The 15,333-nt window shown below is 62.4% G+C and carries 13 protein-coding genes, 4 tRNA genes and 1 pseudogene; 1 reads left to right on the forward strand and 17 read right to left on the reverse strand.

Annotated features, from left to right (window positions below; translation table 11 throughout):
- Positions 1 to 22: 22 nt before the first annotated feature.
- From PGC08_RS11340 to PGC08_RS11405, 14 genes and pseudogenes are all read right to left on the reverse strand, one after another.
- The gene (locus tag PGC08_RS11340) at positions 23 to 628 is read right to left on the reverse strand and encodes a preprotein translocase subunit YajC (protein WP_240518044.1); all 606 of its coding nucleotides are present in this window, start codon (positions 626 to 628) and stop codon (positions 23 to 25) included.
- 81 nt (positions 629 to 709) lie between these two features.
- Positions 710 to 1,792, reverse strand: coding sequence for a Holliday junction branch migration DNA helicase RuvB (gene ruvB / locus PGC08_RS11345; protein ID WP_009881453.1), 1,083 nt, complete (start codon positions 1,790 to 1,792; stop codon positions 710 to 712).
- The gene (ruvA, locus tag PGC08_RS11350) at positions 1,789 to 2,409 is read right to left on the reverse strand and encodes a Holliday junction branch migration protein RuvA (protein ID WP_009881454.1); all 621 of its coding nucleotides are present in this window, start codon (positions 2,407 to 2,409) and stop codon (positions 1,789 to 1,791) included. Before ruvA ends, ruvB begins: the two co-directional genes overlap by 4 nt.
- A gap of 82 nt (positions 2,410 to 2,491) precedes the next feature.
- A pseudogene (ruvC, locus tag PGC08_RS11355) lies at positions 2,492 to 3,087 on the reverse strand (crossover junction endodeoxyribonuclease RuvC).
- Between the two features lie 21 nt (positions 3,088 to 3,108).
- Complete coding sequence (locus PGC08_RS11360) at positions 3,109 to 3,861, reverse strand: YebC/PmpR family DNA-binding transcriptional regulator (protein ID WP_009881456.1); 753 nt, start codon at positions 3,859 to 3,861, stop codon at positions 3,109 to 3,111.
- A 126-nt stretch (positions 3,862 to 3,987) separates the two neighbouring features.
- A complete protein-coding gene (locus PGC08_RS11365; protein WP_050773326.1) occupies positions 3,988 to 4,467 on the reverse strand; it encodes an NUDIX hydrolase in 480 nt (159 codons plus the stop codon).
- 224 nt (positions 4,468 to 4,691) lie between these two features.
- A complete protein-coding gene (locus tag PGC08_RS11370) occupies positions 4,692 to 6,731 on the reverse strand; it encodes an alpha/beta hydrolase family protein (protein ID WP_271708436.1) in 2,040 nt (679 codons plus the stop codon).
- Positions 6,728 to 7,327: an HIT family protein gene (locus tag PGC08_RS11375; RefSeq protein ID WP_206426700.1), complete on the reverse strand. Its 600-nt coding sequence runs from the start codon at positions 7,325 to 7,327 to the stop codon at positions 6,728 to 6,730. Before PGC08_RS11375 ends, PGC08_RS11370 begins: the two co-directional genes overlap by 4 nt.
- A complete protein-coding gene (gene thrS / locus PGC08_RS11380; protein ID WP_271708437.1) occupies positions 7,324 to 9,330 on the reverse strand; it encodes a threonine--tRNA ligase in 2,007 nt (668 codons plus the stop codon). Before thrS ends, PGC08_RS11375 begins: the two co-directional genes overlap by 4 nt.
- 184 nt (positions 9,331 to 9,514) lie before the next feature.
- Positions 9,515 to 10,852 carry a DUF4190 domain-containing protein gene (locus PGC08_RS11385; RefSeq protein ID WP_271708438.1) on the reverse strand — a complete coding sequence of 446 codons (1,338 nt, stop codon included), beginning with the start codon at positions 10,850 to 10,852 and terminating at the stop codon, positions 9,515 to 9,517.
- Positions 10,853 to 11,045: 193 nt separating this feature from the next.
- Positions 11,046 to 11,117, reverse strand: a tRNA-Val gene (locus PGC08_RS11390).
- Between the two features lie 36 nt (positions 11,118 to 11,153).
- Positions 11,154 to 11,225 (reverse strand) — tRNA-Val (locus tag PGC08_RS11395).
- A gap of 33 nt (positions 11,226 to 11,258) precedes the next feature.
- Positions 11,259 to 11,329 (reverse strand) — tRNA-Cys (locus tag PGC08_RS11400).
- A gap of 26 nt (positions 11,330 to 11,355) precedes the next feature.
- Positions 11,356 to 11,428: transfer RNA gene (locus tag PGC08_RS11405), tRNA-Gly, on the reverse strand.
- A gap of 136 nt (positions 11,429 to 11,564) precedes the next feature.
- Here PGC08_RS11405 and PGC08_RS11410 point away from each other — a divergent pair.
- Positions 11,565 to 12,041, forward strand: a complete 477-nt coding sequence (locus PGC08_RS11410) for a PGPGW domain-containing protein (RefSeq protein ID WP_271708439.1) — start codon at positions 11,565 to 11,567, stop codon at positions 12,039 to 12,041.
- Between the two features lie 28 nt (positions 12,042 to 12,069).
- Here the strand turns inward: PGC08_RS11410 and zapE are convergent, their stop codons facing one another.
- The 3 genes from zapE to PGC08_RS11425 all read right to left on the reverse strand — a co-directional run bounded on the left by zapE (position 12,070) and on the right by PGC08_RS11425 (position 15,332).
- The gene (gene zapE / locus PGC08_RS11415) at positions 12,070 to 13,080 is read right to left on the reverse strand and encodes a cell division protein ZapE (RefSeq protein ID WP_271708440.1); all 1,011 of its coding nucleotides are present in this window, start codon (positions 13,078 to 13,080) and stop codon (positions 12,070 to 12,072) included.
- Positions 13,081 to 13,141: 61 nt separating this feature from the next.
- Entirely contained in the window at positions 13,142 to 14,077 is a 936-nt protein-coding gene (gene era, locus PGC08_RS11420; RefSeq protein WP_009881464.1) for a GTPase Era, read from the reverse strand.
- Between the two features lies 1 nt (position 14,078).
- Positions 14,079 to 15,332, reverse strand: coding sequence for a hemolysin family protein (locus PGC08_RS11425; protein ID WP_114384916.1), 1,254 nt, complete (start codon positions 15,330 to 15,332; stop codon positions 14,079 to 14,081).
- Position 15,333 lies beyond the last annotated feature (1 nt).

Raw genomic sequence — 15,333 nt, forward strand, 5'->3', positions numbered from 1 at the left:
CGATTGAGTGCAGTGAGCGAAGTCAGTTCTTCTTGGGATTCTCAGGATCGGAAGAATCGGTGCCGAATGCGTCCGCATCGGTCTCACCGGTGCCATCCACAGCATCGTCGGCATTCTTCGAGCCGGTGGCGTCATCGATCACGGAATCGGTCTCGTCTGCGTCAACCTGAGTGGCGTCCGACTTCAGTTCCGAATCGGAATCGACAACGTCGTCCGCTGGAAGATCGGTGTCGCCGTTGGTCTTTTCGGCCCGCTTACGCTCATTCATCGCGTCGAGTTCAGCGTCGGTGATCGCCGGGGTGTCGGTGCTCTCAGCATCATCAGCAGCCTCTGGTGCGTCTGCAACAGCACCGCCAGCGGCAGCGCCTGTAGCTTCAGGATTGCTGATCTGGCCGATGGCCTGGCGGTGGACTCGAAGCACGGTGCCGGGACCCGATTCGAGGGTGACCTGGTTGTTCTCCTCGTCGATGGACAGGACGGTGCCGAATACGCCGAACGTCGTCATCACGGTAGCGCCGGGGACAAGGCCCGACTTGATCTCCTCTGCACGCGCCTTCTGCTTACGCCGAGAATTGAACAGGAAAAAAATAAGCAGCGCAGCAAGCGCGAGAGGGATCAATAAATCCACAGGTATCTACCTTTCATAAGAACGAACCAGTCCACTACCTTAGTTCGTAGTCAGTACTCAAGGCGAACTCAATTGCCGGGATCAGAACTCATAGTTTGCTGGGATCTGCATTCCCAGGTGCTTCCAAGCCGCGGATGTGGCAACCCGGCCTCGCGGAGTGCGACTGATCAGACCTTCTCGCACAAGGTAGGGTTCCGAAACTGTCTCCACGGTGTCGGCCTCTTCTCCGACGGAGACTGCGATGGTCCCCAGACCGACCGGTCCCCCGCCGAATCGCTTGCACAGCACTTGCAGCACGGACCGGTCAAGGCGATCAAGGCCGAGTTCGTCGACTTCGTAGACCTTCAGGGCCGACAGGGCCGCGGCCTCATCGATGATGCCTGTTCCGCGCACCTGCGCCCAGTCTCTGACTCTTCGCAGAAGTCGGTTGGCTACGCGCGGAGTGCCGCGAGATCTGGTTGAGATCTCTTTCAGACCTGCAAGTTCTGCTTCGATTCCGAGCATGTGAGCTGAACGTTTGAGCACGGTCAGCAGATCGTTGCTTGAGTAGAAGTCGAGGAGTCCCGTGAATCCGAAGCGGTCTCGCAATGGCGCGGGAAGCAGACCGGACCGGGTTGTGGCGCCGACCATCGTGAACTGGGGCAGGTCGAGTGGAATAGCCGTCGCACCGGGACCTTTGCCGACGATGACGTCGACGCGGAAGTCCTCCATCGCGACGTAGAGCATCTCTTCTGCGGCACGAGCCATCCGGTGGATCTCATCGATGAAGAGGACTTCCCCCTCCTCCAACGACGAGAGGATCGCGGCCAGGTCGCCGGCATGCTGAACAGCCGGGCCCGAAGTGACTCGCAGGCTCGACTGCATCTCATGGGCGATGATCATCGCCAACGTCGTCTTCCCCAATCCGGGAGGACCGGAGAGAAGGACATGGTCAGGGGCCCGATTTCGGGCCTTCGCAGCATCGAGTACCAGGGAGAGCTGCTCTCGGACCTGGGGTTGGCCGATGAAGTCCTGCAGTCCCTTAGGACGCAGGGCGGCTTCCGCATCGCGTTCGGCGGTCTCTGCTCGACCTGAGACCAGCCGTTCCTCCTCGGCGCCGGTGAGCTTCTGATCACCGAATTCCAGTTCGTAGGAGGCGCTTCCGCCATCAAAGGAGCTCGTCACTTCCGAGCACCCAGAACCTTGAGTGAGGCCTTCAGCAGCGCCGATGTGCCGGCGTTCTGGCCAAGATCATTGACCACTTCCTGAACGACGTCTGCCGCCTGGGCCTCTTTCCAGCCGAGTCCGACCAGGGCATCGACAACCTGCTGGTTCGCGCCGCCGAACGACAGCTGCGGTCCGGGTTCCGAGGCGGAGAGCTTCGGCAGTTTGTTCTCAAGTTCGAGAATGATCCTGGAGGCCCCCTTCTTGCCGATGCCAGGCACCCGTGTCAGTGCGTTGGCGTCCTGGTTCGAAATCGCTGCGGCAAGTTCACCGGGGCCCATCACAGACAGGATCGCCATGGCCAGGCGCGGCCCGATTCCGGAGATCGACAAGAGCACTTCGAAGGTGTGGTTCTCATCTTCGGTGCCGAAGCCGAAGAGCGTCATCGAGTCTTCACGGACCACGAGCGTGGTCACGAGTTCGATATCGGCCCCGTGGCGGGTGTTCGACAGGGTATCCGGAGTGACGTTGACTCTGCGTCCGACACCATAGGTGAGAATGACGAGGTGGTCAGCTGCGATGCGATGAACCGTACCGCTGAGGAAACTGATCACGGCCTGCCTTTCGAGTGGGAACACGTGTACGAATCCAGGCTATCAGCTTGGCGTTGAGCACCAGGTTCGACATACCGACGATAGCAAGGCTCGCAACGAGAGAACCCTACTTAGCGTTGCGTAGGGCCTTGGCCCACTGTTCCTGAGCCTTCGTCAGACCTGTGCCCTGACGGCCGGCGCTCTTGCGTTCGTTGAGGTCCTTGTTCGCTCCAGGGGTCGATTGCCCGCTGAGAGCCCCACGCCATGAGTGCAGATGGCGATCGCCAGTGCGTCCGCGGCGTCGGCGGGCTTCGGTGCGGCCTCGAGCTCGAGGATTCGGGTCACCATGTTCGTGACCTGTTTCTTATCGGCCCGTCCCGAACCGGTGATGGCTGCTTTGACTTCGGAGGGCGTGTGCATCGCCACGGGCAGCCCGCGCCTGGCGGCCAGCCCCATGGTCAGGCCGGAGACCTGGGCGGTGCCCATGATCGTGGAGACGTCGTTGCGGGCGAACACCCGCTCGATGGCCACGACATCAGGACGGTAGGTGTCGAGCCAGCTGTCGAACGCCTCGGCGAGGGCGCCCAAGCGCAGGTCCACGGAATCGGTCGACGGTGTGCGCAGCACATCCACGGACACCATCTTCGCCTTGCGTGCGGGCAGGGTGTCGATGACACCCAGCCCGCACCGGGTCAGACCCGGATCAACGCCGAGGATTCTCACCAGTCACCCGATTCAGTCTCATCAGGAATCAAGTTCGGCGAGAACCTCATCGCTGACATCAGCATTGGAGTAGACGTTCTGCACCTCGTCGCTGTCTTCGAGCGCATCGATGAGGTTGAAGACCTTGCTGGCGGTGTCCGCGTCCAAGCTGACTTCGATTCCGGGCACGAACGAGGCCTCTGCCGAGTCATAGTCGATGCCTGCATCAACGAGTGCTGTGCGCACGGCAACCAAGTCGGTGGCTTCACAGATGATCTCGAAGTTCTCGCCTTCGTCCTTGACCTCTTCGGCTCCTGCGTCCATGGTGGCCAAGAGGATCGAGTCCTCGTCGGTACCCTCTGCGGGCACGATGATGACGCCCTTGCGGTCGAAGTTGTAGGTCACCGATCCGGGGTCGGCCATGGTGCCGCCGTTGCGTGTGACTGCCACACGGACCTCGGAGGCTGCACGGTTGCGGTTGTCGGTCAGGCACTCGATGAGGAGGGCGACACCGCCGGCGGCGTAGCCTTCGTACAGAATGTTCTCGTAGTTGACGGCAGAGCCGTCGAGACCGCCGCCGCGCTTGACCGCACGGGTGATGTTGTCGGCGGGAACGGAGTTCTTCTTCGCCTTCTGCACAGCATCGAACAGCGTCGGGTTGCCGTCGAGATCAGGTCCACCGTTGCGAGCGGCAACCTCGATGTTCTTGATCAGCTTGGCAAAGAGCTTGGCCCGCTTCGAATCGATGGCAGCTTTTTTGTGTTTAGTCGTTGCCCACTTGGAATGACCTGACACTGGTGTTCCTTCCTATAGATACAGCCCCTAGAGTCTATACGCTCAGCACATCGTCATGTGCGCTGAGCCACGCAAGGCAGCTCCCTGCGCCTGCGCCACGGTCTCTCAACCGATGACGAGGGTCTCTCAGTCGATGACGAGGGGAACGTCGGGCACGGAGCCTGCCGTGACGAGGTCCATGAGGCTGAGCAGATTCTTCGGATAGATCGTCTCGGTCGTCGTCATCAGCTCTTCCCGCGACCACCACCGGAATTCGAGCAGACTGCGCTTCTCGATGTCCGTCCAGACGGCGTCTTCGAGTTCGATGTCCTCGCTCGTTCGGAAGGCGAAGTAGGTCTCCTGCTGATGCAGCGACTTCTCCGTGAATTCGAAGACCTCGTCACGTGTGGCCAAGGGGCCGATGAGTTCGCCGGGTTCGCATTCGATTCCGGTCTCCTCGGCGAGTTCGCGGGCTGCGGTCTGAGCGGCCGACTCCCCCAGTTCGGAACCGCCGCCGCAGGTCATCCACCACTGGTGTGTGGGCGTGAGCAGGTCCTGAGCTCGAATCAGGAGAACCTCGTCGCGCTCATTGAGTAATACGACCCGTGAGGCTTTACGAGGTTTCATGGTTCTCCAGGAGTTGACGATGGACGGACGCAGTCTGTGCAGAATAGTGAAGCGGCAAGCAAGCAGCAAGACCGCAATCGTAACCGACAGAACGATATCGGGAAGTGTCCACTCGACCAACCTGGAGGCGGTCAATGTGACGAATCACCGACTTGGGATGTGTTCTGGCCAGGTACAGGAGGGGTCGGGTGAGCGCCTTGGAGGCGGTGGGGATGGTCATCGGCTCAGCTGTTCGCCGAGGTGGTCGGATCGTCGAGGTCAGCATCGACGTTTCCGCCCAGATGCTGATCCCACCAGTCGAGCATCGCTTCGAAGCGCTGCCGGCGGTGCCGCGGCTGACCCGCGCGTGAGAGTTCGTGGTTCTCTCCGGGGAAGATGAGCAGTTCGGTGTCCACCCCGGCACGCTGCAGGGCGGCATAGTACTGCTGAGCCTGTTCGAGCGGGCAGCGGAAGTCCAGTTCCGAGTGCATCACCAGGCTGGGTGTGCGCACCTGTGAGGCGTGTGCCAAAGGCGACTGCCTGTCGATGGCCTGCCGGTCACGGGTGGTGTACTCCTCGGTGAAGAACCGTCCGATATCGGAGGTGCCGACGAAGCTGTCGGGATCAAGATAGCCGCGTTCGACGATGGCTGCCTGGAACCGATGGTCGGCGGCGGTGATCATGGCGGTGAGATAGCCGCCGTAGGAACCGCCCTGGACGCCGAGGCGGCTGGAATCGAGCTGCGGGTCACCGGCCAGTGCGTGCTCGAGGACTGCGAGGACGTCGGCCATCGCTGGGGCCGCCATGTTCCCCTGCACCGCTGTCCCCCATTCGCGGGTGCGTCCGCCTGAGCCGCGAGGGTTCGCGTAGACCACGGCATATCCCGCCGAGGTGAGCACCTGAGTCTCGTCGAACCATCCGTGTGTGTACTGCGCGAAGGGTCCGCCGTGGATGTTGAGAATGACCGGGAACGGTCCCTCTCTGGTGGGTTTGGCCAGCCATCCGGTGATGGGTCCGCCCTCACCGTCGACGCGCAGGACCTGTGGAAGGACGGAGTTCGCGGGCGCTGGATGCTCACGGAGTGTGGCTGCAGCCGGCCGGGAAGCGTCCGCATTCGCGTGGGCATCACGTGAGGTGGTGATGCCCGCCTGTGCCAGGACTGCTCCGTTGCTCGGGGTCTGAGCGGTGAAGACCACCGTGTCGCCGTCGAGGTCGAAGCCGTTGACGACGGTCGTCTCATCCGTGAGGAAAGTCAGTTCGTCGAAGCCCACATTCTCAGCCGTGAGATCGATCGACACGATGCGGGAGGCACCGTCTGCGTCCACGACGGCGATGACAGAGGCGTCGTCGAGGACTGAGCCGTCGATGCCGTGGCCCACGATCTGAGGCCGGATGGAGGTGATTGCGACGGTCTCCGGGTCACTCAGGCGTCGGGTCGTGCCGGCAGTCGTATCGTGGACGAAGAGTCCTGGCATCTGAGCGACGAAGTCGAGTTCGTCTCGAACCAGTTCGTTGCCGACGAGCAGCACGGTCTCGTCGTCGACCCAGCGGTGCAGGTGCACGCTCATCCGCGGCAGCTGCAGTGCCTCCGGGTGATCCCCGCCGAGCAGCCACACGGTCGAGCGCAGGTCGGGCTCACCGTGGTCAGGCGCCAGTGCGGCAACCACGCTGACGCGGTTTCCGCTGGGTGAGAACTGCGGGTCGTGGACATCGGACTCCGGAGTCTTCAGGAGCGTGGACAGTGGGACTTCGGCACCGCCGGCGATGCCCGACTTCCCCAGTCCCGGTTCGACGAGGTCGACGATGAATGCCCGTGCCGGACGGTCGTTCGTGTACCCGAGACCATTGCTCAGGTAAGCCGCCGAGGTGATCCGCCGTGGAGCTTCCTCACTGGCTGGAATGTCCTCGTCCTGGCCATAGCGACCCGGTTCGGCCACCCGTGCGACGTAGAGCGCCCGTGCACCCTCGTCATCGAGTGCGAATTCGGAGACGCCGAGGTGGTTGTCCGTGATCCGGTGAGCCGTTTCGAGGGTGGAGCCGACGAAGAGCTGGCCGGCTTCCTTCTTGGCCGCACTGAGGTATCCCGACCAGCTGCTGCGGATCTCGGGAGCGTAGTCGCGCCAATTGTGGGTCAGCCGTCTCGAGGACTCCCCGGACAGGGCGAACAGCTGCGAGAGGTAGCTGTTGGACTCCAGATCGGGGCGGGTGATCGTGATGACGGCTTCGCTGCCTCGCACCAGTGGGGATGAGTACTCGGCGAGGGCGTCGAGGTCTTCGGGGTTCATCTGTTCCATTCCTTTGACAGCGCTGCCTGCACATCGGCGTGCACCTGCGGCAGAGCTTTGGTCTGTGCTACGACGGGCAGGAAGTTCGAGTCCCCGCCCCATCTGGGCACAATGTGCTGGTGGAGGTGCGCGGCGATGCCGGCACCTGCCACGGGTCCTTGGTTCATTCCCAGGTTGAAGCCGTCCGGGGACGAGACGGCACGGATCACGGTCATCGCCTTCTGCGAGAAGTGAGCGAGTTCAGCGGTCTCCGACTCGCTCAGATCCGTGTAGTCGGCAACGTGACGGTAGGGGCAGATGAGGAGGTGGCCGGGGTTGTACGGGTACAGGTTGAGCACCGCGTACACCTCCGCACCACGGGCCACGATCAGGCCCTGCTCGTCGGACTTCGTCGGCGCCGTACAGAACGGGCACTCGGCGATGCCGGAGTCCTTGGGCTTGTCCTGTCCCCCGATGTAGACCATGCGGTGCGGTGTCCACAGCCGCTGGAAGCCATCAGGCTCCCCGGGAAAGCCCGCAGCCGCCTCCGGCTCAGGAATGTCGCGAAGGTGATCGGGGCTGCTCTGGCCGAGGTGGTTGTGTGGGTCCTCCGTCATACCTGGGCCTTGGTTTCGATGGATTCGACGATCCTGCTGACCGCCTCGGCGACCGATACGCCGTTGTTCTGCTCACCATCGCGGAAACGGAACGACACGGCGTTCGCGTCGCGGTCATCCCCGCCGGCGATGAGGACGAAGGGCACCTTCGACTTCGAGGCGTTGCGGATCTTCTTCGGGAACCGATCATCGCTGTCATCGATCTCGACGCGAACGCCGGCGGCCTTGAGCTGTGCGGCCACCTCGGCGAGGTAGTCGTTGAATTCCTCCGCCACGGGGATGCAGGTGACCTGGACGGGAGCCAACCACACGGGGAATGCGCCCGCATAGTGTTCGATGAGCACGCCCATGAAACGTTCGATGGAGCCGAACTTCGCCGAGTGGATCATCACCGGCTGCTTGCGGGTTCCGTCGGCGGCCTGATATTCGAGACCGAAGCGTTCGGGCTGGTTGAAGTCGAGCTGCACGGTCGACATCTGCCAGGTCCGGCCGATGGCGTCGCGGGCCTGGACGGAGACCTTGGGGCCATAGAAGGCGGCTCCACCGGGATCGGGGACGAGTTCGAGTCCGGTCTCCGAGGCGACCTCTTCGAGAACCTGTGTGGCCTCGGCCCACTGCTCATCCGAGCCGATGAACTTGTCCTTCTTCTTCCCATCTTCGTCCCGGGTGGACAGTTCGAGGTAGAAGTCGTTGAGACCGAAGTCGCGCAGCAGGCTGAGGACGAACTCGAGCAGGTGACGGATCTCCTTCGCGGCGTCCTCCTGAGCGACATAGGAGTGCGAATCGTCCTGGGTCAGTGCGCGCACACGGGTGAGTCCGTGGACGACGCCCGAGGCCTCGTCACGGTAGACGGTGCCGAATTCGAAGAGACGCAGGGGCAGCTCACGGTAGGAGCGACCACGCGAACGGAAGATGAGGTTGTGCATCGGGCAGTTCATCGCCTTGAGGCGGTACGGGGTGCCCTCCTTGACGATCTCACCGGACTCGTCGCGGACCTCGTCGACGGAGATCGGCGGGAACATGTTCTCGCCGTAGTAGGGCAGGTGGCCCGAGGTGTAGTACAGGGCTTCCTTGGAGATGTGCGGGGTACCGACGTACTCGAAGCCCTCTTCGATGTGACGGGCGCGGACGTAGTCCTCCATCTCGCGCTTGATGACTCCGCCCTTGGGGTGGAAGACGGGCAGGCCGGAGCCGAGCTCCTCGGGGAATGAGAACAGGTCGAGTTCGGCACCGAGCTTGCGGTGGTCACGACGTTCGGCCTCGGCGAGGCGGTCCTGGTGGGCCTTGAGGTCCTCTTTCGAAGCCCAAGCGGTGCCGTAGACGCGCTGCAGGCTCGCGTTGGCCTGGTCTCCGCGCCAGTAGGCGGCCGAGGAGCGGGTGACGGCGAATCCGTTGCCGATCAGCTTGGTGGAGGGAAGGTGCGGTCCGCGGCAGAGATCCTGCCACACGATCTCGCCCTTGCGGTCGAGGTTCTCATAGACGGTGAGTTCGCCGGCACCGACCTCGACGGAGGCCGAGTCGTCTGAGCCTGCACCCTTGTCGTTGATGAGTTCGAGCTTGTAGGGCTCATTCGCCATCCGGGCCTTGGCCTCGTCCTCGGTGACGACGACGCGGTTGAAGGTCTGACCGGCTTTGACGATCTGCGCGGCCTTCTTCTGGATCGCCTTGAGGTCTTCGGGGGTGAAGGGCTCGGCGACGTCGAAGTCGAAGTAGTATCCGTCGGTGATATAGGGTCCGATGCCCAGCTTCGCGTCCGGGAACAGGTCCTGCACGGCCTGTGCGGTGACGTGCGCGGCGGAGTGGCGCAGGATGTCGAGTCCTGCAGGGGAATCGATGGTGATCGGAGCGATCTGGTCGCCGGCGGCGAGCTCGCGGCTGAGGTCGACAGGCTGTCCGTCGAGCCACATTGCAACGACTGTGCGGTCCGTGGAGAAGATCTCCGTGCCGGTCAGTCCCTGTTTCCAAGGAATGGTCTCTCCCGCGCAGTCAATGCTGTCTGCCACTGATCTTCTCCGTTCGTCTGAGTTGGGTGCCTCGCCACTAGAGTCTAATACCTAAACGGCGGTGCGAAATCAGTTGGGTGGCAGTCGTGAGACCGCCACCCAACTGGTGAATCATATGCAATTTTCGATGACTGCGCAGTTCGCGCCTATGCCAGTCGGGATCGGAGCACCGTCCCGACTTGCATCACGCGGCCTTGCTGAATTCGAAGGTCTTGCCCTTGCCGAGGTCCTGTCCCAAATCGAGCTTGAGGTGGACCTTGTCGAGATCTGCCGAAGGCACCCCGTAGGCGAGCTGAACAGTCTTCTCACCGCCGGCAGGAACCGAAGTGTCGAAGATCAGGTTGCTCTTGTACTGGCTGCCCGAGAACACGTCTTCATATTCCTTGCCCGATCCGTCATCAGCCGTCATGCGGGCGCTGCTCATGTCGACGTCGGAGCTGGAGTTGTTCTTGAAGGTCACAGTCACAGCCGCGATCTGGCCATTGGAGTCTTCCGCACCGATAGCGGTATCGGGCGCGGTGTCCGAGCGCACTGCCACTGCCGCGGTCAGATCAGTGCCGATCTCGACCTCTCCCCCTTCGACGGCTGGGGCTGCTTCGTCACCGCCCTCAGATGGGCCTGCAGCCTCACTGGGGTCCTGAGCAGGATCAGAAGGATCCGCGACGGGGGCTGCGGAAGAGGACTGCTCATCGGCAGCTTCGCCGATCGCGGTGATGAACATACCACCGAAGATCACGGTGACGATGACCGAGATGATCGAGAACAGGATGGCGGCGAAGCTCAGGATCATGCCTGTGATGGTCATGCCCTTGTTGTTGGCCAGCCCCTTCTTGATGGCGGAGAGACCGACGAACGCGAAGATCACACCGGCAACACCGAAGATGAACCCGATTCCGAAGACGAGGGACAGGACGATGCCCGCAATGCCGCCGACCAGGGCAAGGATGCCCCAGATGTTCTTCGACTTGTTGTTGCCCGAACCAGCCGAGTACGAACCGTAGCTCGCATTGGGGTTGGCTGGGATGAACTGGTCCGAAGAACCGTCAGCACCGGCATAGGCAGGCTGCTGGCCGTACTGGTTCGCGTCATAGCCCTGCGCATTGGCGTCGTAGCCCTGACCGTAGCCGTCCTGGTTCTGACCGTAGGGGTCCTGGCCATAGCCCTGACTGTTGGCGCCATAGCCCTGGTCGTAACCGCCCTGGTTCTGGTCGTAGCCGCCCTGGTTCTGGTCGTAGCCTGGGGCACCTGCGTCGTTCTGCTGCCCGTACTGGGGCTGGGAGCCGTACTGCGGCTGGGAGCCGTACTGAGGCTGGGAGCCGTACTGAGGCTGCTGGTTCGGGTCGTTCTGTGAGCCGTACTGCGGCGGCTGCTGTCCGTTGTTCTGCGAGCCGTACTGCGGCGCGCTGTTCTGATCGCCCGAGAAGCCAGGCGCGCTGGGCGGCTGGTTGTCGGGGCCCGAACCGTTGGGGTTCTGATTTCCAGAACCGTTGTTCGGTTCGTACGGGTTCTGAGGAGTAGACATGAGTGTCCGAAGTCTTCGTCGATGGTTACCCTCACTAGCGTACTAGTGAATGAGTCTCTTTCCCCATGACAAACGCGTGGCAGTCCTGACACACGGCCGACACATCGGGCGAAGCCGAGGCTCACGCATGGGTCAGACGGCGACCGAGGATGAATGCACGAAGCCCCGAGTGATTCACTCGGGGCTTCTTCTGTGCGCGATACTGGGATCGAACCAGTGACCTCTTCCGTGTCAGGGAAGCGCGCTACCGCTGCGCCAATCGCGCCTTATTCATTTGTTGCACCGGAACACAAGGTCCCTGTGCGCGATACTGGGATCGAACCAGTGACCTCTTCCGTGTGAAGGAAGCGCGCTACCGCTGCGCCAATCGCGCCGACTCACCGATGGAAAACCATCGGAAAATCCGAGGTGGCGACGGGATTCGAACCCGTGTATACGGCTTTGCAGGCCGCTGCCTCGCCTCTCGGCCACGCCACCATCAAGGCAGTGCCATGACGCCTTCGAGCGGATGACGGGATTCGAACCCGCGACCCTCACCTTGGCAAGGTGATGCTCTACCAGCTGAGCCACATCCGCATTTCTCGCTGCCCGGTTTCCCTGGCAACGAGATATAACTCTATACGCAGGTGGCGGTCCATGCAAAATCGAATCGGAGTGATCGTGCTCACACACGCAAATCAAGCTTTCAGACTCATCGACTTATATTGGAAGAGTGAATGACCATCCCCAGGACAAGCGCCCCGAAGGGTGGCTGTCGCGCCCTCACAAACACGGAGTGCGACCGTGGCGCAGAACCCGCCTGAGCTTTCTGCGCTGGCGCGGAACTATCACAGCCAACCCGCACACGGCACGCCTCTACCGAATGACCGTCGGCGGACTGGGCACACTCATCGTCCTCATCGGACTGCTGCTCGTACCGTTGCCGGGCCCCGGTTGGCTCATCGTCATCATCGGCCTGTTCATCATCTCCAGCGAGTTCCGCTGGGCGCAGAGGATCCTGCACTTCGTCCGAGTCAACGTGGAGAAGTGGACACATTGGATCATGGCGCAGCCCCTATGGGTGCGCTGGACCATCGGCGCAGTGACCGCGGCGTTCGTCGCCGTGGTCGTCTGGGCAGTATTCAAGATCATCGGGATCCCCGACTGGGTTCCCGAGCTCGAAGTCCTCAGATACCTCGACCTGCAATAGCGACCTGCAATAACGCTGCGAGACCCGCCTACTGCGAGGAGAGCGCTGTCAGACGCGAGAGACAGCGCATGTACTTCTTCCGATAGCCGCCGGCCAACGATTCCTCGGTGAAGACCTTGTTCAGCGCCTGTCCCGAGTTGATGATCGTGACGTTGCGGTCATAGAGCCGGTCGACAAGTGCGACGAAGCGCAGAGCCACGCCCTCGTTATCGATCGTCTCCACGTCCTCCCACACTGCTGCGTCGACGCCGTCGACCATCCGGCCGTACCGGGAGGGATGGACCGTGGAGAGATGCTTCAGCAGCGTCGGGAAGTCGTCGCGGGCGACCGTGCCCGTGAGTTCCGCGGTGGCAGCATCGAGGTTCTCTGCCGCAACAGGCGCGGCCGGCTCGCTCAGACCTCGGTGACGGTAGTCTTTGCCTTCGATCCGGTAGATGTCGAACTGGTCAGCCAGCGCCTGGATCTCGCGGAGGAAGTCCTGTGCCGCGAAGCGTCCCTCTCCCAACGACCCGGGCAGGGTGTTCGAGGTCGCGATGATCTTCACGCCGGCATCGGTGAGTTCACGCATGAGTCGTGACATGAGCACCGTGTCGCCGGGATCGTCGAGTTCGAACTCGTCGACGCAGACGAGTTTCATCGTCGAGAGGTCGTCTCGGGCACGGACGAAGCCGAGGGCGCCGACGAGGTTCGTGTATTCGACGAAGGTGCCGAAGGTCGCCGGCTTCTCATTGGCATGCCATGCCGAGGCTAGGAGGTGGGTCTTGCCCACACCGTAGCCACCGTCGAGGTAGACGCCCTTGGGCCCGTCCTTGCCCTTCGAGAACAGTTTGCCGAGGAAGCCCTTCGACGTCGAGGACGCCACGAATTCCTCAAGCTTGTTGCGCGCCTGAGCCTGCGAGGGCTCCGTGTCGTCGGTGCGGTAGCTGGCGAAGGACACGTCATGGAACTGCGGTGGCGGGACGAGGCCCGCAATGAGTTCGTCGGGTGCAACTTGGGGGGAACGGTCGCTCAGGGCGACCAGAGTCTGCTCGGCATTCACCCGGCCTAGTCTATTGCAGGCCACACGCTGTCAATCAACTGAGCCCTGCGTGAGAGTCCTCTCAGCTGAAGTCGAAGCCCAGACGCCCCAGCTGCTTGGGATCACGCTGCCAGTCCTTGGCGATCTTCACATGCAGGTCGAGGTAGACCTTGGTTCCGAGCAGTGCTTCGATGCCGCGCCGGGATTCGCTTCCGATCGCCTTGAGTCGACTGCCGCCCTTGCCGATGATGATCGCCTTCTGGCTGGATCGTTCGACATAGAGATTGACGTGGACGTTCCACAGCGGATTGTCCTCACTGCGTCCCTCACGGGGATACATCTCCTCGACCTGTGCGGCCAGGGAGTGGGGCAGCTCATCACGGACTCCCTCGAGCGCGGCCTCGCGAACGAGTTCGGCGATCATCATCTCTTCGGGTTCGTCGGTGAGCTCGCCCTCCGGGTAGAGCGGCGGTGAGACGGGCAGGTGACCGGTCAGCACGGTATCGACCGTGTCGATCTGGAACCCGTCGACGGCGGAGACGGGGACCACATCGGCGAAGTCGGCGAGTTGGCCGACTGCCAGCAGCGCCTCGGCGACCTTCTCCTGGGGGACCTTGTCGGTCTTCGTCACCAGCGCCACGATCGGGGTGCGGCCGTCGAGGAGTTCGAGCTGTGAGGCGATGTATCGGTCACCGGGGCCGATGGGCTCATCGGCGGGCAGGCAGAAGCCGATGACGTCGACTTCGCTCAGCGTCGAGGCCACGAGGTCGTTGAGGCGGCTGCCCAGCAGCGTCCGCGGCTTGTGGAGTCCCGGGGTGTCGACGAGGATCAGCTGGTGATCGTCTTTGTGGACGATGCCGCGGATCGTGTGCCGTGTGGTCTGGGGCTTCGCCGAGGTGATCGCCACCTTCTCCCCCACCAGAGCGTTCGTCAGCGTCGATTTCCCGGTGTTCGGTCGGCCCACGAAGCAGGCGAAGCCGGCTCGGTAGTTCTCAGGATAGTCCGTGCGAAATTCCATTTCAGTTCTCTTCCTTCGTGACCCTGACGTGGGTGATGCGGTGGCGGCGGCCCTGGCCCTCCATCGCTTCGATGATGAGACCCTCGATCCGTGCGTTCGAGCCGTCGATGGGAACGCGGCCGATGAGCTTCGTGAGAAGTCCGCCGACGCTGTTGACGTCATCTTCGTCGATCTTCACATCGAAGTAGTCGGCGAAGTCGGAGATGGACATGCGGGTGCTGATGACGAATGACCCGTCATCGACCTCGACGAGCTCATCATCGCTGGTGTCGTATTCGTCTTCGATCTCGCCGACGATCTCCTCGACGATGTCTTCGATGGTGACGAGTCCGGCGGTGCCGCCGTATTCGTCGATGAGGATCGCCAGATGCGTCGAATCGACCTGCATCTGCTCCATCAGGTCATCGGCGGGTTTGGTTTCGGGAACGAAGAGAACTCCTCGCGCCAGAATGTCGACCGGTCGCTCCGCGTCCTCCGGATGGAGGTGGAGACGGCGGGCGACGTCCTTGAGGTAGGCGACCCCGCGAATGTCATCGAGGTCCTCACCGCTGACGGGGATCCGTGAGAATCCCGACCGGAAGAAGAGGTTCATCACCTTCGACAGCGGAGTGCCGGAGTTGACGGTCACGAGGTCCGTGCGCGGGACCATAACCTCATTCGCCGAGGTGTCGGAGAGGTTGAACACGGACTGGATCATCTCGCGTTCGCCGTCTTCGATGACATCCGATTCGCTGGCTCGCTCGACGAGGTCACGCAGCTGATCCGAGGTCACGAACGGTCCGTCCTTGTAGACACGGTCCGGGGTCAGCAGGTTGCCGAGGAGGACGAGGATCTTCGTCAGCGGCTTGAGCACGACGAGTGCCGCACCCACGACCCAGCTGAGGTTGAGGCACACGGCCAGGGAACGACGTCGCCCGATGGTCCGCGGGGACACTCCGGCGACGACGAAGACCGCGATCGAGGCGGTCAGCACGGTGAGCACGACCATGAGCGGTCCCACCGAGTAGATCGAGTTATACGCCAACGCGATGAAGACCGTCGCCAGTGCTTCGAGGAAGTTGCGGACGAAGATGATGACATTGATGTTGGTGGGCAGATCGACGAGGATCTTCTCAGCCCGGAATGCGGCCTTCTTACCTTCGTCCTTCGCATCCTGGATCGCCTGATGGGAGACGCTGAGCAGAGCCGCGTCCACCGCGGACAGCGTCGCCGAGATCACGAGACACAGGGCGGCGCCGAGGAACAGCCAGAGCACG

It is taken from the genome of Brevibacterium sp. BDJS002 (assembly GCF_028201555.1).
GTDB classification, from domain to species: Bacteria; Actinomycetota; Actinomycetes; order Actinomycetales; family Brevibacteriaceae; genus Brevibacterium; species Brevibacterium aurantiacum.

Bases quoted from the DNA above. Each gene is read 5' to 3' on its own strand.
- PGC08_RS11365 (WP_050773326.1), bottom strand. From the start codon at position 4,467: ATGAAACCTCGTAAAGCCTCACGGGTCGTATTACTCAATGAGCGCGAC.
- PGC08_RS11370 (WP_271708436.1), bottom strand. From the start codon at position 6,731: ATGAACCCCGAAGACCTCGACGCCCTCGCCGAGTACTCATCCCCACTG.
- PGC08_RS11375 (WP_206426700.1), bottom strand. From the start codon at position 7,327: ATGACGGAGGACCCACACAACCACCTCGGCCAGAGCAGCCCCGATCAC.
- PGC08_RS11385 (WP_271708438.1), bottom strand. From the start codon at position 10,852: ATGTCTACTCCTCAGAACCCGTACGAACCGAACAACGGTTCTGGAAAT.
- era (WP_009881464.1), bottom strand. From the start codon at position 14,077: ATGGAATTTCGCACGGACTATCCTGAGAACTACCGAGCCGGCTTCGCC.